Consider the following 25803-nt stretch of genomic DNA (forward strand, 5'->3'; position numbering starts at 1 on the left):
ATGTTAACCACTGATTTCATCACTTTGTGTTACAATATTTACATAATCAACTCCTCTTATTTGATATAGAATATCAGTAATAGAATGTTCTTTCTTTTTCTCTTGTTGAAGTGCTTTTCGTGATAATTCATATATCCATTCAATATGATCAACCGTCGTATTTTTCACTCTTAAAAATGCCTTCTTATTGAATTGTTTAAATACAGCACCTTCAACATCAGTTTGACTTGCTCGACTCGCTTTAATGATTAATAATATCCGATTATTATTTGATACACGTCCAAAGAATAATAAAATGATAAAAACGACAATACTCCCTACAGTTGCAACTAAGTAATCTCCTGCCCCACAAGCAATCCCTACAACTATAGCCCAAAATATATAGGTTGTATCCCGTGAATCTTTAATTGCTGTACGAAAACGTACAATCGACAGCGCTCCAACCATTCCCAATGATAAAGCTAAATTATTGCCAATCACCGTCATAACCGTAGCTGTTAAAATTGTAATGGTAAGTAATGAAACATTAAATTTTCTACTATATGCTGTCCCAATATGGGTGTACCAATAGGAAATAAATATACCAATGGCAAGCACTGTTGCTACGATAAAATTTGTTAATAAGCTTTCTAATGTAATCTCAGGTGATTGCTCAGTTAATTGAAACAAAATATCTTGCAAACATATTCCTCCTAAAATAAAAAATGTTTGCTCACTTTTCGACTAAAACAATATTTACTTACAGATAATTGTTGTTTTTCTAACCCAACTAACAAATCCTTAATGTATTGCAAAAGAAAACCTCTATATTTTACTTCCAATACTACATAATAAGGATCGAAAAATGGGATTTCTGTTAATTGATCTGAAAATATGTCAAAATTACTTTCAGTACCTCGAATCATTTGATCAAAAGTCACTCGAATTTTGTTTTCTTTTGCAACGAACGCTTCCCGCTCATAAGTAACAACAGATTTCGGTCGATAAACGTGCTGAGTCATCATTTGATAACATTCCAATAAAAATGGATGATTTAACTCCAGCAATAATGAATAATCTCCTTGTATTAATCGCTCTCCTTGTGCTCGTGTCAATCGATAAGATGTTTTCTGTTGATATTGTCCTTGTTTTTTCTTTAATTCTAGTACGCAAAAACTAGGATCATTCATATATGTCCGCAAACGGCACTTTCTCCTAATTTCAACTCCATCTATTTTTTCCCAATAATCTCGATCTTCTAATGTATCAAAATAAAGGGATCGAATGGTATAACCATCTCCCTTTCGAAATCGATATAGGCTATGATTACTATGAAAATCACGATGCAAAACTTGAGATAGTTGATGACGCAATTGGTAATATACATCCCTAGTAATGACAAACTTTATTTCTTCCCGAAAAACGCTATTAATTCTGAATCACCTCCTTCAAATACAATAAACAATACGAATTATTCATTGCTCAGTTAAGTTACGAGCATGCAAATTCTATAAGTGCCAAACACGATTGAAAATCATGTTTTCGTCCTATTATTTAGTTCACATCCATTCAATTTTTTATTGTAAATTCCAATTACCATCATTATTAAAGTGAATATTGTTAAATAACAAAATTACATTTATTTACAATTTTTAATCTTTTTGGTTTAATTGTTTCGTAACATGTCAATAAAATATTATGTAGAATTAAGTGCATTATTACTATTTTGGTATTAATAAGTAAGTCTTAATGAAAGAAAATTTCAAAACCCCATTATATCTACTATCTAATTGGGTGGAATTTTTTTCAAAAGGACAAAAATTAAGGCTTGATTGACATCATTTGTCAATCAAGCCTACTCGTTTATTTCTATCAAATATTAAACGTATTTAACCATATGATATTTCTTTTTACCACGTCGGATAATTGTAAATTCATCATCTAAACGCTCTTTGCTACCAACAATGTAATTTACATCAGTTACTTTGTCTCCATTAATAGAAATGGCTCCATTCGCTACGTCTTCTCTCGCTTGACGTTTTGATGGCGAAATATTTGCTTCTACTAGTAAATCTACAATATTTTTGTCTACTTTCGCGATTTCTGCAGTAGGTACATCTTTAAATGCATCTCTCATTTCGCTGGCAGATAGTGATTTTAAATCCCCTGAGAATAGTGCATCTGTAATGCGTTTTGCTGTTTCGAGCGCTTCTTCGCCGTGAATTAGTTTTGTCATTTCTTCTGCTAATACCTTTTGCGCTTTGCGTAAATGTGGTTCTTCTTCCACAGATACAGCAAGAGCTTCAATTTCCTCTTTGCTTAAGAACGTAAAGATTTTTAAATATTTAACAACATCCGCATCAGCTGTATTAATCCAGAATTGATAAAATTCATATGGACTAGTTTTCTCAGGATCTAACCAAACTGCACCGCTTGCCGTTTTACCAAATTTTGTGCCATCCGCTTTTGTAACAAGCGGCATTGTAATACCGTAAGCCTTAGCCTCTTCATTATGTGTTTTGCGGATGATTTCAAGACCTGTTGTAATGTTGCCCCATTGGTCTGAACCCCCAACTTGTAATCGCACATTGTAATGATCATATAAATAATTAAAATCAATACCTTGCAATAAAGTGTAAGAGAATTCAGTAAATGAAATACCTGATTCAAGACGAGAGGCAATGGTATCTTTTGCAAGCATGTAATTAACATTAATAAGCTTTCCGTAATCACGCAAGAAATCGATGACATTCATTTGGCTAATCCATTCATAGTTATTCACTAAAATAGCACTGTTTTCACTATCACCGAATTCAAAAATGCGCTCCATTTGTTTTTTTAGTCCATTAACATTTTTTTCTATTTGTTCTTTTGTAAGAAGTTGGCGTTCTGTAGATCTTCCAGATGGATCACCAATCATTCCTGTTGCCCCACCAACAAGTAATACAGGTTTGTGACCTGCTTGTTGGAAACGACGCAGTGTCAGTAGTGGCACAATATGGCCAATGTGCATGGAATCAGCTGTTGGGTCCACCCCTACATATAATGATATTTTTTCTCCACTTAATAGTTTTTCTAATCCTTCTTCATCAGTTTGCTGATATATTAAACCACGCCATTTTAAATCTTCTAATAACGCATTTGTCATACTTGATTCCTCCTATTTTGTATTTATTAATGAAAAGGGATATAGTTTGTTCAATACATATTTCACCAAAGCTAGGTCAAAGAAATTTTGCAATAAAAAAACTGCATGCAATCATGCATGCAGGGACGCTATTCACGTGGTACCACCCAGCTTGGAGAAACTATCTCCCACTCATTCATCCTTATCGCGGAAAACGTTCAAGCTCCAAGAACGTAATTCATGTCTTCATTATGACTAGCTTGCACCAACCGCTAGCTCTCTAATACAGTGAATGAAAACACTACTTCAATCTCTTCAACGCTTGAAAATATATGTAAATCATAAAAAACTATAAGTCATATTGTACTCGTAAAATTTTCATTGTCAACAACTATACTCCGATTATATAGAATTGTGCTATAATATACAAGATTTTAGGAGGGGATTGAGTGAGAGAGTGGCTTCAACAATTTATCAATAAACTAATACAAATAAACGAAAAAATTGAAACGATAGCTACATCTAAAGATACAAGCAAGTTGCGCATTACATTAAGTGTGCTTTGGAATCTAGGACTCGTCTTTTTGATACTTTTTTTAACCGGCTTTGTATTTGTATTTTCCATTGGAGTAGGCTATTTTGCATCATTAGTAAAAGACGAGCCTCTGCACACGAAGGAAGAAATGCGAAAACAAATTTATAACTATGAAGAAACTAGTGAAATGTATTTTGCCGGAAATATTTACATAGGCAAAGTTCGCACAGATTTAGATCGACAAGAAACAACGCTTGATCAAGTATCACCCCTTTTAGTGCAGGCAGTCCTTGCAACGGAAGACGAATACTTTTATGAGCACAATGGAATCGTGCCAAAAGCGGTACTTCGAGGATTAATTCAAGACTTTACAAATGCTTCAACCCAAACTGGTGGTTCTACTTTAACGCAGCAACTTATTAAGAACCAAATATTAACGAATGAAGTGTCATACGAACGAAAAGCGAGAGAATTGTTGCTTGCATTCCGTCTTGAACATTTTATGACAAAAGATGAAATTTTAGAGGCGTATTTAAACATTATTCCATATGGCAGAAATGCTTCTGGCCGGAATATTGCAGGAGTGGAAACAGCGGCGAAAGGAATTTTTGGTGTAAGTGCAAAGGATTTAAATTTACCGCAAGCTGCATACATTGCCGGAATTCCACAAGCACCTTTTGCTCATACTCCTTATACGCAAAAAGGACAACTAAAAAGTCCAGAAGGTTTACAACCTGGAATCGAACGAATGAAAACCGTCTTATATCGAATGAAAGAAGTTGGCTATATTTCAGAAGAGGAATATCAAGAAGCTCTCAACTATGACATTACAAAAGATTTCAAAGAACCAGAATCACAAACGTTAAATTACCCATATCTAACTTTTGAAATCGAACGCCGAGCAAAAGAAATTATGGCAAGAGTATTAGCTGAAAAATACGGCATCGATCCTAAACGTCTTGATGAAGAGGAAAATCTTTACGAAAAATATATAATACTTGCGGACAGAGATATACGTTCAGGCGGCTACCGCATATATACGACAATCGATAAAGACTTATATGATGCAATGAACAATGCAGCAAAGGAATTCCAATATTATGGTCATACTTTTACGAAAACAGAAATTGATCCAGAAACAAAACAAGAAGTTGAAGTCCCTCTTCCTGTGCAAGTAGGCAGTATACTAATCGAAAATAAGACAGGAAAAATATTGAGCTTTGTTGGAGGAAGAGACTTTGAAATTACCGAGTTAAACCATGCAACTCAAGCATATCGTCCGAATGGTTCAACGATGAAACCGCTACTTGTTTATGGTCCAGCGATCGAATATGGTGTGATTGGCGCAGGAAGTCCTGTTGTTGACGTCAAATTCAAGTATAAAGGCTGGGCTCCAACTAACTATATCCAAAACGAAGAGCGGGGAATCATACCGGCTAGGGTAGCATTAGCTCACTCGCAAAACTTAACAGCAATCCGTTTATACGACCAAATTATCGACAGAAGACCTGCTGAGCTATTAAAGAAAATGGGATTCTCAAAATTAACTGAAGGGGATTTTGTTAATCTAGCTACTTCTATCGGAGCATTAGAATACGGAACAACAGTGGAAGAAAACACAAACGCTTTTGCCACATTTGCAAATGGTGGGAAATTTATTGACGCTTATATGATTGATCGGATAGAAGATGTAGACGGCAATATTATTTACAATCACACTCCAGAGCCAGTTCAAGTGTTTTCCCCTGAAGCATCATACATCATTACTGATATGATGAGAGATGTATTGGAATATGGTACTGGTACTAGAGCACGCAGTACATTAAAATTCTCATCTGACTTTGCAGCAAAAACAGGTACAACTCAAGAATACAAAGACGTATGGTTCGTTGGATACAATCCAAATGTTTCTTTAGGGGTTTGGTTAGGTTATGACCAACCGAGAACTTTATATCAATTTAACAATATATATTTCCAACCAAGTACTCGTGTAAATTTATTATGGGCAACTTTAATGAATGCGGCTTACAATGTAAAACCCGAATTCATTGGTACGAAAGAGCGATTCCAACAACCGAAAGATGTCGTACATGCATCCTTCTGTGGCATCTCAGGAATGGCGCCATCAAACGCATGTAGTAATGCTGGTTTAGTACAAAATGACTTGTTTATTCGTAAATTTGTTCCATCCAAAGTAGATAATAGCTTCATCTCTTCTGAAACGAGAACGGTTAACATCAACGGTGAATCTTATCTTGCTTTGGATTCAACACCATCTGAATTTACTTATACTTCTAGCGGAATTTCATTAAATAAAGAATTTGTTGATAAATTACTAGGCCGTCTCGGCGGAAATCCTGATAAACTCTTAGGAAAACAATCAATCCAAGTTGCATCTGCAAAGAGCTTTGACGCAGACCAAGTTGCACCTCAACCAGTAAATGCAACAATTAAAGGAAATGTTTTATCCTGGTCACCTTCCGCTTCCAATGACGTTGTCGGTTATCGTGTTTACGACCTTTCCGACGGCGGTAAAAAATTAATCGCTTCCGTTAAAAGTGATACTCGCAGCATTACTGTTGGAAAAGGAAAATACGGAGTCGTCGCAGTTGATATTACGGGATTAGAATCTGCCATTTCCAACGTGCAAGCAGGAGAACCGTTACAAGAAAATCCTAAGGACGATCATAACGAAAACGAACAACCAAACGACAACGAACAAAATGAAACTGAAAAAGAAGAAAATGACCAGAACCATCAATAAAAACTGTTATTCCACAACAATGGCAACCCACATCATCATTTATAAACACGTCGTCTGAAATGATTTCAAGACGCCAATTGTAACACTATCGCAGGAACAAGTGTTATAAAAAAATAAGTGAGGGTGTCTGGAAAGTTTATGACTTTCTAGACACCCCCTTTCTTTTATACGAATACCTTTTTTAAAATGTCGATGGCTTGATCGATTTCTTCATAGCTTACTGTTAGAGGGGGCAATAATCGAATTACTTTTGTACCAGCCGAGCAAACTAATAAACCAGCTTCTTCTAGTTTACTAATAGCTGGCGCCACTTCATTTTCCCCTTCTAATCCAATCAATAACCCTCTTCCTTTAACTTTAAATTCTCCATTATGGAAAGCTGCTTTTAACTTTTCAACAAAATAATCTGATTTCTTTTTTACTTCATCTAAAAAATCTTGTTGGAATACAATGTCAATAACTTTTTGAGCAACAGCAACAGCTAACGGATTTCCTCCAAAAGTTGTACCATGTGTACCTGGACTAAAAGTATCAAACAATTCTTTTGTTCCTAATATACCACCGATTGGAAATCCTCCTCCGAGTCCTTTAGCTATTGACACAATATCCGGTTTTAAAGGAGTTTGTTCGAAGGCGAAACGGGTACCTGTTCTACCAATTCCTGTTTGAACTTCATCAATGATTAATAAAATTCCATTCTCTGAACAAATCTCTTGAATAGCTTCAGCAAACTCATCGGTAACCGCATTGACCCCGCCTTCACCTTGAATGACTTCAAGCATGATGGCAGCAACTGTATCATCGATTGCACTCTTTAATGCATCCACATCGTTAAATGGTAGATACGTAAATTTGTCCACTAACGGTCCAAAACCGTTATGAATTTTTCCCTGTCCTGTTGCACTCATTGAACCAAATGTACGGCCATGGAATGATTGTTGGAAGGTAATAATATGGTGTTTTCCAGTATGTTTACGTGCGAGCTTAATAGCCGCTTCATTTGCTTCTGCTCCGCTATTACAGAAAAATGCGTATGAAAAGTGTGTATCCTTTACGAGTGATTGCGCTAGTTTTTCCTGACCCGGTATTTGATATAAATTGCTAGTATGCCAAATTTTCTCGCTTTGTTCCTGAATTGTTTTGACAAGTTCCGGATGAGCATGACCCAATGATAATACAGCAATTCCGCTTGTAAAATCTAAATATTCTTTGCCATTTTGATCTTTGACGATGGTCCCTTTCCCCTCAACAAGAGCAATGGGTCTTCTTGCGTAAGTATTAAAAAGTGCACTCATTTTACTAACTCCTTACTGATTATTGTTGTCCCTGTTAACGTATCATCAACGATTTCTACTTTCGGGATGCCTGCTTTTAATACTCGAATCGCTCCCTCTACTTTTGGTATCATCCCCCCTGTAATTTCGCCTTCTTCAATCCACCGATAAATGAGTTCAGGTGTAACTTCTTTTTGATACTTTCCACCAATGCGAATTCCAGCTACATCTGTAACAAGCAGTAAACGTTCAGCACCTACTGCCAACGCAATTTCGCTAGCTACTGTATCACCGTTAATATTTAATCCTTGTCCTTCTTCGGAAACGCCGATGCAACTAATGACCGGCACCACTTTCTTTGTGGTAAGGATATCGATAATATCTGTATTTATATGCTTTATTTCTCCCACATATCCATAAGTTTCATAGTCTAGTAATTCACACTGGAGAAGATTCATATCAAATCCGTTTATACCGATTGCTTGAATGCCTGCTCGATTTAAATCGTAAACGAGTTTCGGATTCACTTGGCCAATTAAAGTCGACTGAACAACTTCCATTGCCTCTCTATTTGTTACTCGAATACCATTTATTTTATGCGATGAAACTTTCCTTTTTTCCAATTCGCGGTTAATGGCCGGACCTCCGCCGTGGGTAATGATGATATCATAACCTTCTTCTTGTAATGTTTTAAAATTGGAAAAGAAGGCCTCATTTAAGCCTTCTAATGTACTTCCACCTAATTTAATGACAATTCGTTTACGAACGGTAGCTTGCATTGATTTGTACATAGTCATAAGATAAATCGCACCCCCATGCAAACCCGTGTCCTTCTCCTTGACTTAATGAAACATAAATTTTTATTTCATTTGCCTTTAAAATTTTTATTAGTTCTTCTTCATTAAATGGAACGGGTTCACCATTTTCCACCATTTTTTTATCACCAATTTTTATCATAATTTTGTCTGGGTCAACTGTTGCTCCACTATAACCAACAGCCGCAATAATGCGTCCCCAATTGGCGTCACAACCAAATACCGCCGTTTTCACTAATGGAGAGCCTACAACCGTTTTTGCAATTTTCCGTGCTTCTTCATCTGAAACGGCCCCATCTACTTCTACCTCAATCAGTTTTGTCGCACCTTCTCCATCTCGTGCAATTGCTTTTGCCAAATCTTCTGCAACCATTTGTAAAGTTTTATAAAAATTGTTCCAGTCTGGGTGTTCCGGTGTTAATGGGTTATTCCCTGCTAAACCATTCGCCAACACCAATACCATATCGTTAGTTGAAGTATCTCCATCAACTGTAATACAGTTAAAAGTTAAATCTGTAATTTCTGATAACGCTTTTTGTAATACATCGGATTCGATATTCGCATCTGTTGTAATAAATCCAAGCATCGTCGCCATATTTGGTTCAATCATTCCAGAACCTTTTGCTGTACCTGAAATTACGACTTCTTTTCCATCGATAGTTGTGGAATAAGTCGTGTTTTTCATGACCGTATCTGTCGTTAAAATTGCTTGTGCAAAATCGATGCCATTTTCCAGTGTATTTCCTATCTCAATTTTTTTCACACCATCACGGATGCAATCCATCTTCAGCATCTCACCGATAACTCCAGTAGAAGAAACTCCCACTAATTCAGGATCGATACCTAATTTTTCTGCAGCTAATTTTTGCATTTCATAAGCATCAAGCAACCCTTGTTTTCCTGTGCAAGCATTGGCATTACCAGAGTTGACAATTACCGCCTGCATTTTTTTCGTTTCATAAACAACTTCTTTCGTTACTTTAATCGGTGCAGCTTGCACTTTGTTTGTTGTAAATACGCCTGCAACACTCGCTGGTACTTCACTATATAAAAGTGCTAAATCCTTTTTCTTATGTTTAAGTCCACAATGGATTCCAGCAGCTTTAAATCCTTTCGGTGATACAATATTTTTACTTGATAGCTTCATCTCTACTATAGATTCCATTTTTTCTCCTCCATTTCTCCCAAACACAAAATTAAATAAATAATGGTACGACATTTAAACCAGTCGTTTGCGGCAGATTCATTTGAACATTCATATTTTGAATTGCCTGCCCTGCAGCCCCCTTAACTAAATTGTCAATTACACCAATGATGGTAGCCCGATTTGTCCGTTCATCTACTTTTGCAAACACATCGCAATAGTTCGAACCTTTTACTCGACTAGTTCCAATTGTATCGGCATCGGTAATCACACGAATAAACGGATGTTTTTTATACGTTTCTAGTAAACATTCCGATAAATCTTTTGTAGTTACTCCATTTGTCACCGGTGCGTAGGAAGTCGCTAAAATTCCCCTCGTCATCGGCACTAAATGCGTATTAAATGTAATGGTTGCTTTAACGTTCGTAAACATTTCAATGGCTTGCTCTATTTCCGGAATATGTTGATGTTCATTTATCTTATAAATTGATAAGTTTTCATTCGTTTCACTAAAATGCGTCATTTTTGTTGGTTTATTTCCAGCACCTGATACTCCACTTTTTGCGTCTATCACTAAGAAGGAAGGATCAATTAAACCATTCTTAATTAGCGGAAGGATTGATAAGAGTACCGCAGTCGGATAACAGCCTGGATTTGCTATAAAAGCAGCCTCCTTAATGTTCTTTTCATTCCATTCTGTTAAACCATATACGCTTTTTTCTATAATTTCCGGTGGAGCCGGTTCTTTCTTATACCATTTTTCATAGTCTTGTAGATTTTTTAATCGATAATCTCCAGATAAATCGATTAATTTTGGTCCTCTTCCTACAAGCGGAGGTAAAAGTTTGCTCGTCACTCCACTAGGTGTACTTGCAAAGACAACATCATATTTCATCAAAGTCTCATAATCTATTTTTTGTAAAGGGACATCTTGAATATTCAATAAATGACCAAATTTAGACGAAAATATAACTCCTTCTTCAGAAGAAGTAAACAAGTCCATCCGTTCTACTTCAGGATGATTATGTAAAAACCGAATCAGTTCTAATCCACCATATCCAGTAGCTCCAATGATTGCCACCTTCATCATTCTCACCTCTTCTGTAAGATAATGTATAGTATAAACCTGTATAAATATAAAGTCAAATGTATGTTTATATATTTTCGAAAAATTCTATATAACAAAAAACGAAGGATAATCATTTATTGATAAATGAATTATCCTTCGGTGGATGCATAAATATTACCTTGCTCAACAAATCACATGATGTGTTCTAGCAATTCATTGAATCAATTAATCATCTTCCATCGTCGATAAGTCACCCGTTGGAAGATTTAACTCCCAAGCTTTTAATACGCGGCGCATGATTTTACCGCTTCGAGTTTTCGGAAGTTTATCTTTAAATTCAATTTCCCTCGGTGCTGCATGTGCAGCTAAACCAGTTTTGACAAATTGACGAATTTCTTCTTTTAATTCTTCTGTCGGTTCAACTCCAGGTCGTAGTGCTATAAAGGCTTTAATGATTTCACCGCGAACTGGATCTGGCTTTCCTATAACACCCGCTTCAATAACATCTGGATGTTCTAGCAATTTGCTTTCTACTTCAAATGGTCCAACTCGCTCGCCAGCTGTCATAATTACATCATCGACACGACCTTGGAACCAGAAATATCCATCTTCATCTTTATATGCTGAATCTCCTGAAACATACCATTCTCCATTTAAGAAATATTGTTCATAACGCTCAGGATTTTTCCAAATGGCTCTCATCATGGCAGGCCATCCTTTTCGAATCGCTAAGTTCCCCATCGTATATGGTGGTAGCTCATTTCCTTCATCATCAACAATAGTAGCGTATACACCTGGAATTGGTTTTCCCATGGAACCTGGTTTGATTTCCATGCTTGGATAGTTACAAATCATGTGCCCACCTGTTTCTGTCATCCACCAAGTATCGTGAATACGATGACCTAATTCACTCATACCCCAACGAATGACTTCTGGATTTAATGGTTCTCCTACAGAAAGCACGTGTCGTAATGAAGATAAATCATATTGTTTTAACACGCTTGTACCTGCACCCATTAACATTCTGAATGCTGTTGGTGCACTATACCAGACAGTAACACCATATTCTTCGATAGCTTCATACCATTTTTCAGGACTAAATCTTCCTCCGATGATTACGTTTGTTACACCATTCAACCATGGACCAAAAATACCATAGGCTGTCCCTGTCACCCATCCTGGATCTGCTGTACACCAATAAATATCATCTTCATGCAAATCTAATACCCAACGAGCAGTTTGATATTGTTGAATCATTGCATTATGCACATGCAATACTCCTTTTGGTGCCCCCGTTGATCCAGATGTATAATGTAAAAGCATTCCATCTTCTCGATCTACCCAAACAATATCGAAATGACTGGATGCTTCATCTAATCTTTTATTAAAATCAACGATTTTTTCATTTTCTTCTACTTGTTCCCCAACAAGAAATACTTTTTCTAAATGTGGTAATTCATCTAACGGCACTCGATTTAATAATTCTGGAGTTGTAACAAGTGCCTTTGCTTCACTATTTGATAATCTGTCATATACCGCTCCCTCCATAAATGCTTCAAAGAGCGGACCTACAATTACCCCCAACTTCAAAGCACCAAGCAAAGAAAAATACAATTCTGGAGATCTCGGCATAAAGATAAACAATCGATCCCCTTTTTCAAGGTTTGCATACTCTTTTAACACGTTGGCAGCCTTGTTCGTCATGCGCTTCATATCATAGAATGAGTAGGCTTCTTTACGTTCCCCGTTATTAAAGTAAAGAGCTACTTTGTTTTTTCGATCTGATTCTGCATGACGATCGATTGCTTCGTAAGCAGCATTTAGTTTCCCCGTCGTATACCAACTAAATGCTTTCTCTACTTCCTTCCAATCGAAATTAGCATATGTTTCATCATAGTTTTTTAGATGATAATCCCCGTGAACAACTGCTAATTTCTCAGTCGTTTTCATCCCCATGAAATATCCCCTTTCTTTTTTGATATTTTACATTTTACAACGAATTATTATAATTAGCAAAATATTTTTAACATTTAGTTAATTTGTTTATTTTTCACAAATTTCTGCGTTAATGCACAGAATTTATCATATAATGTTAATAATAGAAAAACGGAGGTGATGCTGATTGCAACATATAAAAAATTATTACAATGCGCAGTTGAAAACGCCTCATGGCACCGTCATCGTCGAAGGGCCCATACCGCCAGAAACACTCGAACAATATGAATTTCATGAAAATTTAACTTCTTTTCGTCCTCCTCAGGAACAAAAAAGGGCATTAATCGAGATAGCTAAATTAATAGAAGGTAGAATTATTATCGCTCGCAATGAAAATATCGTCATCGGCTATGTCACATATCTTTATCCTGATCCACTTGAGAGATGGTCAGAGGATAAGATTGAAAATATGCTAGAATTGGGAGCAATTGAAGTAATACCATCCTATCGAGGAGCTGGGGTAGGAAAAAAACTATTAGAAGTTTCCTTTATGGGAGATGAAATGGAAGATTACTTAGTTATTACTACAGAATATTATTGGCATTGGGATTTAAAAGGCACAGGACTAAATGTATGGCAATATCGAAATATGATGGAAAATTTAATGAAAACAGTTGGCTTTGAATATTGTGCGACCGATGATCCAGAAATAACATCTCATCCAGCCAATTGTCTAATGGTTCGTATAGGCAAGCGAGTGAATCAAGAATCCATCGAACGATTTGACAGACTTCGATTTAAATATCGATACATGTATTAATTTAGGAGGATAAGTATGATTGTCGAACAAATCATGAAAAGAGATGTGTATGCGCTTACACCAAAAGATACATTAAATGATGCCCTTAAATTGATGAGAGAAAAAAGTATCCGCCACATTCCCATTGTAGATGATGAAGAAAATGTCGTTGGTCTCATTACATCACACGACGTCAAAAATGCATTACCTTCTTGTCTTAAAGAAGAAAATAATCCGACTATTTATGATACACCTATTGAAAAATTTATGGTAAAAGATGTCATCGTTGGTCATCCACTTGATTTTGTTGAGGATGTAGCGATTACATTTTACGAATCAAAAATTAGTTGCCTACCTATAGTTTCTGGAGGGAAGCTTGTAGGTATCGTTACATCTTCGGATTTACTGTATGCTTATATTGAATTAACAGGTGCACATCAGCCTTCATCGAAAATTGATATTCGGTTAAAAGATAAAGTTGGAACATTAGCAGATGTCCTAACACTTATAAAAAAACATCATGCAAATGTGTTAAGCATTTTAGTATTTCCTGATACAGAAAACAATGATAGCCGCATCATTTCAATTCGCATTCGAATGATGAATCCTTTATCAATTATTACTGATTTACGAAACAACGGCTTTGAAGTATTATGGCCTAATGTGCCAGGGGTGAATCTATGAAAAATGCAGTATTTGTATACTCACCAGAACAATTAAGCTACAAGTTTTCTGACAGCCATCCATTTAACCATAAGCGGTTACTGTTAACTATTGATTTACTAAAAAACATTGACGCCTTATCAGATGATGATATCATTCCAGCAAGAGTAGCAACTGATGAAGAACTTGAACTGGTCCATGATCCAAAATATATCGACATCGTAAAAAAAGCAGGACATGGCCTCATAACAGCAGAACAAGCAGAACCATACGGCATTGGAACAGAAGATACCCCGATATTTCCGAACATGCATGAAGCAAGTAGTTTGCTTGTCGGCGGTACATTGCAAGCGGTAGATTATGTAATGCAAGGAAAAAGTAAACATGCTTTAAATCTCGGTGGTGGTTTGCATCATGGTTTTCGTGGAAGAGCAAGTGGCTTTTGTATATACAACGATAGTTCGATTGCAATCCGTTACATACAAGAAAAATATCAAGCTCGCGTTCTTTATGTAGACACAGATGCTCATCATGGTGACGGTGTACAATGGACATTTTATGATGATCCTAGCGTTTGCACATTTTCCATTCACGAGACAGGCAGATATTTATTTCCAGGTACGGGAAATATCAGTGAAAGAGGAAATGGACAAGGTTATGGAACTTCATTTAACTTTCCTCTTGAAGCCTTTACTGAGGATAATAGTTTTTTAATGGTGTACGAAAAAGCTTTAAGGGAAGTCATTGAATATTTTAAACCCGATGTACTTTTTACCCAAAATGGCGCAGATGCCCATTATTTTGATCCTTTAACTCATTTATATGCCTCCATGAAAATATACCGAGAGATTCCGAAACTCGCTCATGAATTGGCTCATGAATATTGTGATGGACGATGGATTGCCGTTGGTGGCGGCGGTTATGACATGTGGCGAGTTGTGCCACGGGCATGGTCACTGATTTGGCTAGAGATGAATGATTACCCCATTCCAACAGGAAAACTGCCTGAAGATTGGTTAAACAAATGGCAAAAAGAGGCGCCGGTGCCGCTCATTCCAACGTGGGAAGACCCAAATCCATTATTTGAACCGATTCCAAGGAAAGCAGAAATAGAAGAAAAAAATGCACAAATGCTCATAAAAGCATTAAATATCATCAGAAGTGAGAAAAAATAGCATTCATATAAGAAAAAGTGTAGACAAAATCATTTGAGACTTTGTCTACACTCTTTTATTTTTTTGATTTTTCTTTCACTGAATCACGTTTTTCAATTCGATAAGGCAAAATAACATTTTGATCTTCTACTTTTTCTTTATTCAAGAATTTCGTTAATAATCTCATTGATACTGCACCGATTTCATATAAAGGTAATGCCACACTTGTTAATTGTGGTCTTACCATACGAGCTAATTTCGAATTTTCAAAACTAATGACCTCAATATCTTCCGGTACTTTTATACCGTGATCTTGTGCAGCATGAATAATTCCAATTGCTAATTCATCACTTCCAGCAAAATAGGCAGTCGGCGGATTTTCGATTTGGTTTAACTCTTTCCATGCTTCCACTCCACCGTCATACGTGCTGTCTTCAGCAACAATTAACGATTCATCCACATCTAATCCAGCATCTTTCAATGCTTTTTTATAAGCTTCTAGCTTATATTTGACGTTGATTGTATAACTTAACGGTCCGCTAACGAATGCAATACGTTTATGTCCATTCGTAATTAACATATTTACCGCTTCATAAGTTGCTTGGAAATAATCGATATTAACTGAAGGTAACTTTTGAGATTCATCAATTGAACCTGCAAGAACAATCGGTACAGGGGAATTTTCCATTGACTGAAGTAATTTCGGTGTAACTGCGTCGCTCATCATTACAATTCCATCAACTTGTTTTCCTAACATTGTGTCAAGCAGTGACAACTCTTTGTCTTCATTTTGGTCAGAGTTGGCCAAAATAATATTGTAGCGATACATCGTTGCAATATCTTCAATCCCTCGAGCTGCTTCAGCATATATATTGTTTGAAATATCAGGTATAATAACTCCTACTGTTGTAGTTTTTTTGCTCGCAAGTCCCCTTGCTACCGCATTAGGACGATATTCAAGACGTTCAATCACTTCAAGCACTTTTTTACGAGTAGAAGGCTTAACATTTTGATTACCATTTACTACTCGTGACACTGTTGCCATTGAAACATTCGCTTCCCGTGCAACATCATAAATTGTAACAGTCAAAGGTTTTCCCTCCTTTTTCATTTTATTATTGTCTTCATAATACGATATTTTGCTTAATTTTTTCAATACAAAGCAAAAGTTCAAAAAAATATAATATTTTAGATATAATACTAGTAAATTATCACCAAATATTCGAGTAAGAAAAAACTACCCAATCTTAGTGATTGGATAGTATAAAACATTAAGCTTTATATTCATATTGTTTCATGAATTTTTGAAGCTCTTCAAAGAATTGGTCAAATTGTTGTAAATCCATTTGTTGTTGTGAATCGGATAATGCTACAGATGGATCTGGATGCACTTCCGCCATAACACCGTCTGCACCAATAGCAATTGCAGCTTTCGCACATGGTAATAATAAATCACGGCGTCCTGTTGAATGTGTAACGTCAACAAATACTGGTAAGTGAGTTTCTTGTTTTAAAATAGGTACTGCAGAAATATCTAATGTGTTACGTGTTGCTTTTTCATAAGTGCGAATTCCACGTTCACATAGCATGATATTTTCATTACCTTTAGACATGATATATTCTGCTGCGTGCACAAATTCATCGATTGTAGCAGCTAATCCACGTTTTAATAATACTGGTTTGTTCGTTTCACCAACTGCTTTTAGCAATTCAAAGTTTTGCATGTTTCGGGCACCGATTTGAATGACATCAACATAATCCAAAGCTTCTTCAATATGAGCAGGTGTGACAATCTCAGTCACTACCGCTAATCCATATTCTTCAGAAATGCGTTTTAAAATTTTTAAACCTTCTAAGCCTAATCCTTGGAAGTCATATGGAGAAGTACGAGGTTTGTAAGCACCCCCTCGGATGAACTTTAATCCTTTAGCTTTAATTGAAGCGGCTACTTGTGCTGTTTGTTCATATGATTCTACTGAACATGGACCGAAGATGAATGTTGGCTCGCCAACTCCAATTTTTTCATTATTAATTTCAATCACTGTATCTTCTGGTTTTTTCTTACGTGACACAAGCAATTCTTTTTTCGTATCTGATTCTAATTGTTTCAAAGCCGTTTTAAAAATTGTTTTAAAGATATAATCAACCGTCATTTGATTTAACGGACCTTTATTATGCTTTTTCAGTAAATCTAACATATGACGTTCACGTAACGGGTCATATCGTGTAACGCCTTGTTTTTCTTTAATTTTACCAATTTCATTTACAATTTCAGCACGTTCGTTAATCAAACGAAGAATCTCTAAATTTAGTTCGTCAATTTGTTGTCGAAGTGCTTCTAATCTTTTTTCACTCATTCCCTAATTCTCCTCCTCCACTTAAATACAACACTTTCAGAAGACTGAAATGTATGTTACATTTTAAGATAATATCCATATTATAATCAAGAAAATTCAGAATGTCACGTTTTTAATTTAACGCTTCAACTCGTTAAAGTATATGAAGATAATAATAGAAAGGAAGCGGTTGCATTGAGTTCCAAAATATTTGCTTTAGATATCGGAACCCGGTCGGTCGTAGGAATTATTTTAGAAGAGGAAAATCACCAGTACCGTGTTGTGGATATACTCATGAAAGAACATAAAGAGCGGGCAATGATTGATGGCCAAATACATAATGTTTTATACGTGGCAGAATTAATAAAAGAATTGAAGTCAGAATTAGAAAAAAAACACGGTCCTTTAACAAAAGTGAACGTTGCTGCAGCAGGGCGTGCACTAAAAACTGAACAAGCTCTTGTGACAATTAATATTAAAAATCGGCCAATTTTTACACAAGAAGATATCAATAGACTTGAATTACAAGCTGTACAACAAGCGCAAGTTCAACTTATTCAGAAACATGAAAAAGATGAAAAAAATCATTATTATTGTGTTGGTTATTCTGTACTTTACTACAAGCTTGATGGGCAAGAAATTGGGAGTCTTTTGGATCAGCAGGGAAATGAAGCGACAGTTGAAGTGATTGCAACATTTTTACCACGAGTAGTAATTGAATCGCTATTTGCTGCATTAAAAAGAGCAGATTTGGAAATGGAGGCATTAACCCTCGAACCAATTGCAGCAATTAATGTCTTAATTCCTCCAACAATGCGTCGATTAAACGTAGCGTTAGTCGATATAGGTGCTGGTACATCGGATATCGCAATTACAAATAATAACACAATTGTGGCCTATGGGATGGTTCCAACAGCTGGTGATGAAATTACTGAAAGTTTGTGCGATCAATATTTACTCGACTTCCCTGTCGCAGAATCTATTAAACGTAAATTACATACAGAAGAAATGATTACGATTCAGGATATATTAGGATTTGAACAAGAAATCCCAAGCGCGGAAATCGTTCAATCGATTGAGCCATCCATAAAACAATTGGCAACTGCCATCGGAAATGAAATATTGCGATTAAATAACCAAATTCCACCAAAAGCTGTTATGCTTATTGGAGGGGGAAGTTTAACACCTAAACTACCTGAAGAACTTTGTAAAATCTTACAATTGCCAGCAAATCGTGTAGCCGTTCGGGATATTAGTGCCATTCAGAACTTAATAAAAGATGAAACCATTGAAGTAAGACCTGATCTTGTAACTCCAATCGGTATTGCGATTGCGGCTAAAAAATCTCCTATACAATATATGTCAGTTAAAGTGAACGATCAGGTTGTTCGACTATTTGAAACGAAAGAAATGACGGTAAGCGATGCTTTTTTAGCTGCGAAGATAAGTGCAAAACATTTATATGGTAAACCAGGACAAGGCATATCCATTACCATCAACGACCGGGATATTTTCATTCCTGGTGAACACGGAAATCCTGCAACGATATTGGTGAATGGTCAAGAAGCTTCAACTAAATCAAAAATTCAAGATGGGGATGAAATTACTATCATCCCTGGAGAAGATGGTAAAGATGCTCATGCTACAATTCGTGATATTATTGACCAAGCATCCACCAAAAAAATCAATTTCAACGAACAAACATATTTTGTTGAACCAATTGTAAAATTAAACGGAGAAAGAGCATCCCTCGATACTCCTATAAAAGACCGAGACCAAATTATCTTTGAACCTATTGAAACAGTACAAGACTTTTTAGAGCATATTAACCGACATGATGTCATCCAATTCCAAACGTTTTTAGTTAAAGTTGACGGTCAACCGGTATATTTACAAAAGTACAGTGGCACATTCTTATTGAATGGCAAACCTGCCAAATTAACGTACCCAATTCAAGATGGGGATGTATTAACGATACAAACCCCAACGACGATGCCAACTGTTCGAGTCGTGTTAGATCAATTAGATATTGCATTAGAAGACTCTATTACAGTAACTTTTCAAAATGAACCATTACAATTGAAAAAAACAAAATATGAAGTTCTCATGAATGGTGTAGTCGTACAGCCAACTACAATTGTGTATAACGGTGCTTCTTTACAATTGGTGAATAAAAATGGTAGCCCTTGGGTTTTCCAAGACGTTTTTAAATTCTCCAACTGGCAAATGCCTCCTGATTTTAGAGGACAATTCATTATTCTTAGAAACGGAAATCCAAGTTCTTTTGACACAGAAATTTTTGGTGGCGATATTTTAGAAATTCAATTAATTGAACAACCAGCTATGGGATAACGGCTGGAAGAATGCTAAATTTTAATCTAAATTAAAAAAGCAAATTGAGAAAACTCATCGTTTTCTCAATTTGCTTTTTTCCGCTTAGATAGATGAAGGTCTAGCAACTTCTGAAATATCCATCCCATCATAAACATCATTTAAATTTTCCTCATAAGAAACCGTACCATCATCAATCACTTGTGGCGATTTTACTTTTTTTGCTTTAACTTTATCTACTAATTGAGATGACTGCTCTTTAATTTGACTTGAAAGTTGAACAGTTTTTTCTTTAGCTGTTGATGAAAGAACAAGCCCTTTTTGTCGAATATTAACTGCTTGTTGCGCAACATCACTTCGCAAATCTTTTCCTGTTTTTGGAGCAAGTAGTAATCCTACAGCAGCTCCTACAATTCCTCCAACTAATGCACCGATTACGAAATCTTTCATATTGATTGTTTCCTCCTCTCTAGTTTCATGGACTAGGGATTCTTGAGGTAACTGTTGTTTTTTTACTTCGTTATAATTTGGTTTTTCCCCTGACATACATTTTCCCCCTTTATCTACTTTTTACGGCGTTTATATTTCGTCGTACTCGTATTATCCACTACCTCCACCACTTCTTGTTGGGCTTTTCGCTGTTTCCATTTTTCTGCTATATCCATTGCCACATTGCTCCATTGAACTACTTGAGCAATTTTTTCTTCATTTTTACTTACTTCTCTCGAAATGGATTCAGTAATTTGATTAATCGAGTTATTTAAATTGTTTACTGATACGCCTATATTTTTAACTGCATCTACTACAGAATTCAGCTTTTCTGATTTTTCTGTAATATCAGCAGCTAACGTATTAGTTTTTTCTAATAGAGAAGTCGTTTCACGGGTAATGCCTTCCATTTGTTTTTCAATACCTGCAATGGTACCTGCAATACTTTTTAATATTCCTTTTAATGAGAATAATGTCGCACCAATGCTTATGCAAAGAACTAAGAAAGCGATTGCTGCTACAAGTGCTGAAATATATAGTATCACTTCCATGTTGAAGACCTCCTAGAATGATGAGTTGTTTATATAATTCGACAAAATTTTTATTATTCCTTCTTCTGCTAAAAAAAGGAGCATTGAATTAGCTCCTTTTTTGATATATGAAAAATTTTCGTATCATCTTGAAAGGAACTATGCACCCATTTGCAGTATTGATTCAAATGCCTTTTGGAACTTATTAACATCACCTGCTCCCATAAATAGGAAAACTGCATTTTGATGTTTATTTAATTTATCAATTGTTTCAGCGTGAAGTATTTCACTACCATCAATAATGGCAGCTAAATCTTCAATCGTTAGTCTGCCATTTTGTTCACGAGCTGAACTGAATATTTCACAAAGATAAACCGAATCCGCATTTTTTAAACTATCAGCAAATTGTTGTAAAAAAGCTTCTGTTCGGCTGAATGTGTGTGGTTGGAAAATTGCCACAATTTCTCGATCAGGATATTTTTGTCTTGCTGATTGAATCGTTGCATTAATTTCTGTCGGATGGTGTGCATAATCATCAACAAGAACATTATTGCCAATTATCGTCTCAGTAAAACGTCTTTTTACTCCTTTGAATGTTTTTATTCTTTCTTTTATTACGTTTGCAGGGATTCCTTCATAATGACATAACGCAATGACTGCCAATGAATTTAAAATTGCATGGTCTCCATACAATGGAATGAAAAATCGATCATAATATTCATTGCGAATATATACTTCAAAACTCGTACCTTCTGTTGATTTTTCAATATTTTTTGCTATGACATCATTCCGTTCTCCCAATCCATAATAAATCACCGGTACGTTAGCACGAATTTTTTGTAAATAATGATCATCACCACAAGCGATAATGGCTTTTTTAACTTGTAACGCTAATTCTTGGAATGCCGAAAATACATCATCGATTCCAGAGAAATAATCTGGATGATCAAAATCGATATTGGTCATCACTGCATAGTCCGGATGGTAAGCTAGAAAATGTCGTCGATACTCACAAGCTTCCATAACAAAATAAGATGCATCTTTTTTACCTGATCCAGTACCGTCACCAATTAAATAAGATGTTGGCTTAAATCCACCTATCACATGGCTTGTTAGGCCGGTGGTCGATGTTTTTCCATGGGCACCTGTAATCGCTATTGATGTAAATTTCTTTATATACTCACCCAGAAATTTATGATAACGAATAACTTCAACGCCTAATTCATTTGCTCGTACGATTTCAGGATGACTATCAGAAAAAGCATTCCCTGCAATGACAGTCATTCCGGGTTGAATATTATCTGAATCAAATTTTAATATTTTAATATTTCTTTCTCTTAAAGGTTGTTCGGTAAAATAATATGTTTCTACATCCGATCCTTGTACCGATTCACCGGAGTCAAACAATATTTGAGCTAGTGAACTCATTCCCGAACCTTTTATTCCTGTAAAATGATAAATTGTCATGTTCAAAAAACCTCCCAGGGATTGACCCTAATGAATAAATATTATATATATGTCTAGTTTATACATTTTTAGTTAATCAAAAACCTATTACATTATAGCATTTATTTTTCATTTGTCTTGAAAAAAATTGAGAGGGGGCGGGCCCCTCTTTTTCATACGGATGCGCTTTGGGAAATCAATCGAATAATTCCGCTAAATCTGATTCTGTAATATACACTTCCCTAGGTTTACTTCCTTTTTGTTCAGATACAAATCCGTAACTTTCAAGCATTTCAATTAAGCGGGCAGCTCGGTTGTATCCGATGTGATATTTTCTCTGAATGGAAGATGTTGATGCGGAACCCTGTTCATACACAAAGCGGCAAACGTCTTCGAACAATTCATCTTGTTCTTCAATCATCTCTACTTTTTTAAGCAATTCTTCTTGTTCAAAGAGATACTCAGGCTCTCCTTGCTCTTTCACATGCTCGATAATTTCTTCAATCTCATCATCCGTAACATAAGTACCTTGCAATCGAATAGGGTCTGTCATCCCGTTTCCTAAATAAAGCATATCGCCTCGGCCAAGTAAGCGTTCCGCTCCTTGACTGTCCAAAATTGTTCTTGAGTCGATTTGGGAAGATACAGAGAAAGCAATACGAGTTGGGATATTTGATTTTATTAATCCTGTTATGACATCAACGGACGGTCTTTGTGTGGCAACGATTAAATGAATTCCACAAGCCCTCGCTTTTTGAGCAATTCGGCAAATGGATTCTTCCACATCTTGTGGAGCCATCATCATTAAATCGGCTAACTCGTCGATAACGATTAATATATATGGCAGTTTTAAACTATTTTTCCCCTCTTGTTCAACAAGTTTGTTATATCGAGGTAAGTCTCTTACACCTGCATGGGCAAACAGTTGATATCTTCGTTCCATCTCATCTACCGCCCACTTCAGTGCTGCGGTTGCTGCTTTCACATCCGTAATGACTGGACTGACGAGATGCGGAATGTGATTAAACGGTGCAAGTTCCACCACTTTCGGATCGATTAACATTAATTTCAATTCACTTGGTTCTGCCTTTAATAACAGGCTAACTAAGATAGAATTAATGCACACAGACTTTCCCGAACCAGTTGCGCCAGCAATCAATCCATGAGGCATTTTACGCAAGTCAATCGTTACTGGTTTACCAGTTAAATCTAATCCAAGGGCTGCTTCAAGAGGCGATTCCGATTGTAAGAAACTTTCACTATTTACGACTTCAGATAGTCGAACTGCACGTGAAATGCGGTTTGGAATTTCAATTCCAATGGTGTTTTTCCCTGGAATCGGTGCCTGTATGCGTATATCTTTCGCAGCTAAAGCAAGCTTTAAATCATCTGCAAGATTTCGAATCTTGCTTACTTTCGTCCCATGACTTACTGTGATTTCAAACTGCGTAACAGCTGGCCCTTGCATAATGGATTCAACATTCGCATTGACTTGGAAATAAGAAAGTGCTTCCACAAGCGTTTCCGCCTGACGTTCCATCCATTCCCGATCTTCTGTCGATTCTTCCGGTGGTGCCAAATATTCTAAAGGCGGCTTCATATATTTATATTCAATTTGATTTTTCTCCAATTGTTCAGGAATTTCAATTGGTTGGGATTCCTTTAAGTCGTTTGTCTCCTTTTTTTGCACTTGCTGTTTTTTTGCTAATTTTTCTTTATCAGACTTTAACATGATGACATTAAATGGTATTGGTTTTTTCTTAGGTTGTTCTTGTGTAATTGGATGCGATTCATTTGAGAGTTCTTCTTCTAAAGCCGGCTCATTTATCTCACTATTATTAGATAACTCCATTTGAATATCATCGGAAAGTGGTTCTTCTACTTCCTTTTGTACATTTAATAAATCTTCAATTCTATTTTGATTGTTGAAAAGTTGTGCTTCGTTCAATACCGATTCTAAACGGAGCGATTCAGAGATTTGTTGAAGACCATTTGCTTCATCCTCTTTCAACGAATCGCTTGTTTCATATTCATTTTGGAAATTGGAATGATTTATGCTCTCTACTTCATTTATCGAATTGAATTCATCTTTATCGACAGTATGTTGTGTTTCCTCTATTTGTTCACCCGTTTCACAAGCAATATCTTCATGAAGGTTCAACGGTTCATTTTGTTCCTTCTCGATTTGCTCTTGTAAGTCTTCATCATGTTCTGCTTCTAATAACGTATTCGCTTGAAGTAAAGAACTTTCAACAGTTGGTTCCACATTCTCTCTATACCCTAATGCAAATTGTTTGTTAACCTCACTCGTTGCAACTGATTCTATATCGTCAGTTGCTTCTATCGTTTTTCCATGATTATTTTCAATTATATGAGCTTCTTCTGTTATTGGTTCTGTAAGGATTAGAGGTTCATTAGAAAATTCTTTCTCTTTATCAACTATTAGATGTACATCTCCATCATTCTGAACTAATTTTTCTTCATCATATTCTTTTGTCTTTCTTGCCTCTTCAATTGTAATCGAAAATCCTTCTTTTGATTGATGGATGAATTGTTCTACTTCTTCCTTCACTTGTTCTAGCTTTTTGTCAATCTCTTCAACAACAGTAGTGCTCGCTACTTCTTCTGATGCTATAATTATTTCTTTCGACTGTTCAAGAGAAATTTCTTTTTCAGCATTCATCTCAAATTTCTGTTCAGTTTGTTCTTGTGTATTAGTATACAAAGCATTTATTGGCTTACGTTTCTGAAATCCATACACCGGTGAAGGTACATCGGTAGGAATAAATCTTTTTCGGCTTGGTTGTGGTTGACTTTTTTCTTTTACAATTGGTTGTTCCTTTTGTATAGGTTCTCTTTTAATTGTTTTCTCAATTAAACGCTCATTACGTCGGGACGTAATATCATAACTGACACTTGTTGTTTTTTTCTTATTTTGTTTTCGCATTTCTAACAGTTCATGGATTCTTGACACTTCCACATCATATACAAGTGAATTTTTATGATGTTGAGGTTCGATATTTGAAATAAAATCATTATAAGACTTTGGTTGATGAGGGGTCTGGTCCGACGCTTGTAATTCTTCGTCAGGGATTAATGGAAATCGAAATTTCGCTCGATTTTGTTCTTTCTTTTCGTATATAGGTTCTTGCCACTCATCTTCTTCATAATAGTCATATTCATCTTCAACTTCGTCTTTAAATAACAACTTATTCAATGTACGTTTGAGCCAATTCATCGATCATCACTCTTTCTAACATCATACCTTTTATAATTATATGATAATAATCGGTAATGAAGCTACATTCTTTATAGAATTACATCTTTCATATATGTATTGGTAAGCGAATTCATGCATTTGAACTATGTATTCGCCACTAAAGAATACCATAAGTTTTATTGCAGATTCTTTA

At 35.9% G+C, this 25803-nt stretch carries 19 protein-coding genes and 1 other annotated feature; of the genes, 5 read left to right on the plus strand and 14 right to left on the minus strand.

The window, feature by feature from the left end; all coding sequences use genetic code 11:
- Positions 1 to 3: 3 nt before the first annotated feature.
- The 3 genes from HF990_RS02465 to tyrS all read right to left on the minus strand — a co-directional run bounded on the left by HF990_RS02465 (position 4) and on the right by tyrS (position 3127).
- A complete protein-coding gene (locus HF990_RS02465) occupies positions 4 to 681 on the minus strand; it encodes a DUF4956 domain-containing protein (protein ID WP_016837091.1) in 678 nt (225 codons plus the stop codon).
- An 11-nt stretch (positions 682 to 692) separates the two neighbouring features.
- Positions 693 to 1412, minus strand: coding sequence for a polyphosphate polymerase domain-containing protein (locus tag HF990_RS02470; protein WP_026018965.1), 720 nt, complete (start codon positions 1410 to 1412; stop codon positions 693 to 695).
- 446 nt (positions 1413 to 1858) lie between these two features.
- Positions 1859 to 3127 (minus strand): tyrosine--tRNA ligase, encoded by a 1269-nt coding sequence (gene tyrS, locus HF990_RS02475; RefSeq protein WP_168411924.1) that lies wholly within the window; start codon positions 3125 to 3127, stop codon positions 1859 to 1861.
- Positions 3128 to 3245: 118 nt separating this feature from the next.
- Positions 3246 to 3434 (minus strand) — a binding site (T-box leader).
- 121 nt (positions 3435 to 3555) lie between these two features.
- Here tyrS and HF990_RS02480 point away from each other — a divergent pair.
- Entirely contained in the window at positions 3556 to 6405 is a 2850-nt protein-coding gene (locus HF990_RS02480; protein WP_184656209.1) for a transglycosylase domain-containing protein, read from the plus strand.
- Between the two features lie 164 nt (positions 6406 to 6569).
- On the opposite strand, the gene HF990_RS02485 is transcribed toward HF990_RS02480, so the two are convergent.
- The 5 genes from HF990_RS02485 to acsA all read right to left on the minus strand — a co-directional run bounded on the left by HF990_RS02485 (position 6570) and on the right by acsA (position 12663).
- Positions 6570 to 7700: an acetylornithine transaminase gene (locus tag HF990_RS02485; RefSeq protein WP_016837087.1), complete on the minus strand. Its 1131-nt coding sequence runs from the start codon at positions 7698 to 7700 to the stop codon at positions 6570 to 6572.
- A complete protein-coding gene (gene argB, locus HF990_RS02490) occupies positions 7697 to 8476 on the minus strand; it encodes an acetylglutamate kinase (protein WP_026018964.1) in 780 nt (259 codons plus the stop codon). The genes HF990_RS02485 and argB overlap by 4 nt, the downstream gene beginning before the upstream one ends.
- A complete protein-coding gene (gene argJ, locus HF990_RS02495; protein ID WP_168411925.1) occupies positions 8439 to 9659 on the minus strand; it encodes a bifunctional ornithine acetyltransferase/N-acetylglutamate synthase in 1221 nt (406 codons plus the stop codon). Before argJ ends, argB begins: the two co-directional genes overlap by 38 nt.
- 31 nt (positions 9660 to 9690) lie before the next feature.
- Entirely contained in the window at positions 9691 to 10725 is a 1035-nt protein-coding gene (gene argC, locus HF990_RS02500; protein ID WP_016837084.1) for an N-acetyl-gamma-glutamyl-phosphate reductase, read from the minus strand.
- 207 nt (positions 10726 to 10932) lie between these two features.
- On the minus strand, positions 10933 to 12663 hold the full coding sequence (gene acsA, locus HF990_RS02505; protein WP_016837083.1) for an acetate--CoA ligase: 1731 nt from the start codon (positions 12661 to 12663) through the stop codon (positions 10933 to 10935).
- 166 nt (positions 12664 to 12829) lie between these two features.
- Between acsA and HF990_RS02510 the strand changes: the two genes are divergently transcribed.
- The 3 genes from HF990_RS02510 to HF990_RS02520 are packed head-to-tail and all read left to right on the plus strand — an operon-like array spanning position 12830 to position 15279.
- Positions 12830 to 13462 carry a GNAT family N-acetyltransferase gene (locus tag HF990_RS02510; RefSeq protein ID WP_016837082.1) on the plus strand — a complete coding sequence of 211 codons (633 nt, stop codon included), beginning with the start codon at positions 12830 to 12832 and terminating at the stop codon, positions 13460 to 13462.
- A 15-nt stretch (positions 13463 to 13477) separates the two neighbouring features.
- Positions 13478 to 14125: a CBS and ACT domain-containing protein gene (locus HF990_RS02515; protein WP_016837081.1), complete on the plus strand. Its 648-nt coding sequence runs from the start codon at positions 13478 to 13480 to the stop codon at positions 14123 to 14125.
- On the plus strand, positions 14122 to 15279 hold the full coding sequence (locus HF990_RS02520) for an acetoin utilization protein AcuC (protein WP_016837080.1): 1158 nt from the start codon (positions 14122 to 14124) through the stop codon (positions 15277 to 15279). The genes HF990_RS02515 and HF990_RS02520 overlap by 4 nt, the downstream gene beginning before the upstream one ends.
- 55 nt (positions 15280 to 15334) lie before the next feature.
- On the opposite strand, the gene ccpA is transcribed toward HF990_RS02520, so the two are convergent.
- Positions 15335 to 16348 (minus strand): catabolite control protein A, encoded by a 1014-nt coding sequence (gene ccpA, locus HF990_RS02525; protein WP_016837079.1) that lies wholly within the window; start codon positions 16346 to 16348, stop codon positions 15335 to 15337.
- Positions 16349 to 16529: 181 nt separating this feature from the next.
- Entirely contained in the window at positions 16530 to 17615 is a 1086-nt protein-coding gene (locus HF990_RS02530) for a bifunctional 3-deoxy-7-phosphoheptulonate synthase/chorismate mutase (RefSeq protein ID WP_016837078.1), read from the minus strand.
- 174 nt (positions 17616 to 17789) lie between these two features.
- Here HF990_RS02530 and HF990_RS02535 point away from each other — a divergent pair, with 174 nt between their 5' ends.
- Entirely contained in the window at positions 17790 to 19946 is a 2157-nt protein-coding gene (locus tag HF990_RS02535) for a cell division protein FtsA (protein WP_168411926.1), read from the plus strand.
- Positions 19947 to 20030: 84 nt separating this feature from the next.
- Here HF990_RS02535 and HF990_RS02540 read toward each other — a convergent pair whose 3' ends face one another.
- The 4 genes from HF990_RS02540 to HF990_RS02555 form a co-directional block, all read right to left on the minus strand.
- Positions 20031 to 20471 carry a YtxH domain-containing protein gene (locus tag HF990_RS02540; RefSeq protein ID WP_016837076.1) on the minus strand — a complete coding sequence of 147 codons (441 nt, stop codon included), beginning with the start codon at positions 20469 to 20471 and terminating at the stop codon, positions 20031 to 20033.
- Positions 20472 to 20488: 17 nt separating this feature from the next.
- A complete protein-coding gene (locus tag HF990_RS02545) occupies positions 20489 to 20965 on the minus strand; it encodes a DUF948 domain-containing protein (RefSeq protein WP_016837075.1) in 477 nt (158 codons plus the stop codon).
- 138 nt (positions 20966 to 21103) lie between these two features.
- Positions 21104 to 22411, minus strand: a complete 1308-nt coding sequence (gene murC, locus HF990_RS02550; protein ID WP_096551586.1) for a UDP-N-acetylmuramate--L-alanine ligase — start codon at positions 22409 to 22411, stop codon at positions 21104 to 21106.
- A gap of 175 nt (positions 22412 to 22586) precedes the next feature.
- Positions 22587 to 25628, minus strand: a complete 3042-nt coding sequence (locus HF990_RS02555; protein ID WP_168411927.1) for a DNA translocase FtsK — start codon at positions 25626 to 25628, stop codon at positions 22587 to 22589.
- Positions 25629 to 25803 lie beyond the last annotated feature (175 nt).

Origin of the sequence: Ureibacillus thermosphaericus, assembly GCF_012396605.1 — a bacterium.
GTDB lineage: Bacteria > Bacillota > Bacilli > Bacillales_A > Planococcaceae > Ureibacillus > Ureibacillus thermosphaericus.

What these genes read in the sequence shown, in the direction of transcription:
- tyrS (WP_168411924.1), bottom strand. Translation starts at nt 3,127, where the DNA reads ATGACAAATGCGTTATTAGAAGATTTAAAATGGCGTGGTTTAATATAT.
- HF990_RS02485 (WP_016837087.1), bottom strand. Translation starts at nt 7,700, where the DNA reads ATGAGTGCACTTTTTAATACTTACGCAAGAAGACCCATTGCTCTTGTT.
- argB (WP_026018964.1), bottom strand. Translation starts at nt 8,476, where the DNA reads ATGACTATGTACAAATCAATGCAAGCTACCGTTCGTAAACGAATTGTC.
- argJ (WP_168411925.1), bottom strand. Translation starts at nt 9,659, where the DNA reads ATGGAATCTATAGTAGAGATGAAGCTATCAAGTAAAAATATTGTATCA.
- argC (WP_016837084.1), bottom strand. Translation starts at nt 10,725, where the DNA reads ATGAAGGTGGCAATCATTGGAGCTACTGGATATGGTGGATTAGAACTG.
- acsA (WP_016837083.1), bottom strand. Translation starts at nt 12,663, where the DNA reads ATGGGGATGAAAACGACTGAGAAATTAGCAGTTGTTCACGGGGATTAT.
- HF990_RS02515 (WP_016837081.1), top strand. Translation starts at nt 13,478, where the DNA reads ATGATTGTCGAACAAATCATGAAAAGAGATGTGTATGCGCTTACACCA.
- HF990_RS02520 (WP_016837080.1), top strand. Translation starts at nt 14,122, where the DNA reads ATGAAAAATGCAGTATTTGTATACTCACCAGAACAATTAAGCTACAAG.
- HF990_RS02530 (WP_016837078.1), bottom strand. Translation starts at nt 17,615, where the DNA reads ATGAGTGAAAAAAGATTAGAAGCACTTCGACAACAAATTGACGAACTA.
- HF990_RS02540 (WP_016837076.1), bottom strand. Translation starts at nt 20,471, where the DNA reads ATGTCAGGGGAAAAACCAAATTATAACGAAGTAAAAAAACAACAGTTA.
- HF990_RS02545 (WP_016837075.1), bottom strand. Translation starts at nt 20,965, where the DNA reads ATGGAAGTGATACTATATATTTCAGCACTTGTAGCAGCAATCGCTTTC.
- murC (WP_096551586.1), bottom strand. Translation starts at nt 22,411, where the DNA reads ATGACAATTTATCATTTTACAGGAATAAAAGGTTCGGGAATGAGTTCA.
- HF990_RS02555 (WP_168411927.1), bottom strand. Translation starts at nt 25,628, where the DNA reads ATGAATTGGCTCAAACGTACATTGAATAAGTTGTTATTTAAAGACGAA.